Source organism: Marisediminitalea alba, from assembly GCF_002993365.1.
GTDB lineage: Bacteria > Pseudomonadota > Gammaproteobacteria > Enterobacterales > Alteromonadaceae > Alteromonas > Alteromonas alba.
In genome coordinates, this window is record NZ_PVNP01000169.1 from 1 (window position 1) to 1,451 (window position 1,451).

1 protein-coding gene is annotated in these 1,451 nt (G+C 48.7%); it reads left to right on the forward strand.

Translation table 11 applies throughout. The features are described from left to right. On the forward strand, positions 1–1,161 hold a 1,161-nt coding region (gene tuf / locus C6Y40_RS15215), incomplete at its 5' end, for an elongation factor Tu (protein WP_105935313.1). Positions 1,162–1,451: the final 290 nt, after the last annotated feature.

Consider the following 1,451-nt stretch of genomic DNA (forward strand, 5'->3'; position numbering starts at 1 on the left):
TCGAAACCCCATGTAAACGTGGGTACTATCGGCCACGTTGACCACGGTAAAACCACTCTGACTGCAGCAATCACTACCGTATTGTCTAAGACTTACGGCGGTTCTGCTCAAGCGTTCGATCAAATCGATAACGCGCCAGAAGAAAAAGCACGTGGTATCACCATCTCTACTTCACACGTAGAGTATGACACTCCTACTCGTCACTACGCACACGTAGACTGCCCAGGACACGCTGACTATGTTAAAAACATGATCACCGGTGCTGCACAGATGGACGGTGGTATTCTGGTAGTTGCTGCGACTGATGGTCCTATGCCTCAGACTCGTGAGCACATCCTGCTTGGTCGTCAGGTTGGTATCCCTTACATCATCGTATTCATGAACAAATGTGACATGGTAGATGACGAAGAGCTGCTTGAGCTGGTAGAAATGGAAGTTCGTGAACTGTTATCAGAGTACGATTTCCCAGGTGATGACCTGCCAGTAATCCAGGGTTCTGCACTGAAAGCCCTTGAAGGCGACGCAGAATGGGAAAAGAAAATCATCGAGCTGGGCGAAGCTTTAGACAGCTACATCCCAGAGCCAGAGCGTGACATCGATAAGCCGTTCATCCTGCCAATCGAAGACGTATTCTCAATCTCAGGCCGTGGTACTGTTGTAACTGGTCGTGTTGAGCAAGGTATCGTTAAAGTAGGTGAAGAAGTAGAAATCGTTGGTATCAAAGATACTACCAAGACGACTTGTACTGGTGTTGAAATGTTCCGTAAGCTGCTTGACGAAGGTCGTGCAGGTGAGAACGTTGGTGTTCTGTTACGTGGTACTAAGCGTGATGACGTAGAGCGTGGACAAGTACTGGCTAAGCCTGGTTCAATCACTCCACACACCAAGTTTGAAGCGGAAGTATACGTACTGTCTAAAGATGAAGGCGGTCGTCACACTCCATTCTTCAAAGGTTACCGTCCACAGTTCTACTTCCGTACAACTGACGTAACCGGTGCCGTTCAACTGCCAGAAGGCGTTGAAATGGTAATGCCTGGCGACAACCTGAAGTTCGAAGTAGAACTGATTGCTCCAATCGCTATGGAAGAAGGCCTGCGCTTCGCAATCCGTGAAGGTGGTCGTACAGTAGGTGCTGGTGTTGTATCTAAAATCATCGAGTAATCGATAATTACACCAAAAACCTGAAAAAGGCGCTCTTATGAGCGCCTTTTTTGTTTGCCCAGCGAAGCTGGCAAACCCGTCAGGTTGAAAGAAACCTGAATCACCCTGACTGAGGGGAAGATAATCCGAATGGCAAGGGCGTTGCTGGCCAACGGCAGGGTTCGAAGGAAGCCATAGGAAGTTAGAAGTACACAACGAAAGTGAACCTGATTCGGCAAGGCAGGAGGGTAAGCGTGCAAAATAGCGCGAAGCCCGATACTCAGTCAGTCCTGTTTTGTGTTTGAGGGTGG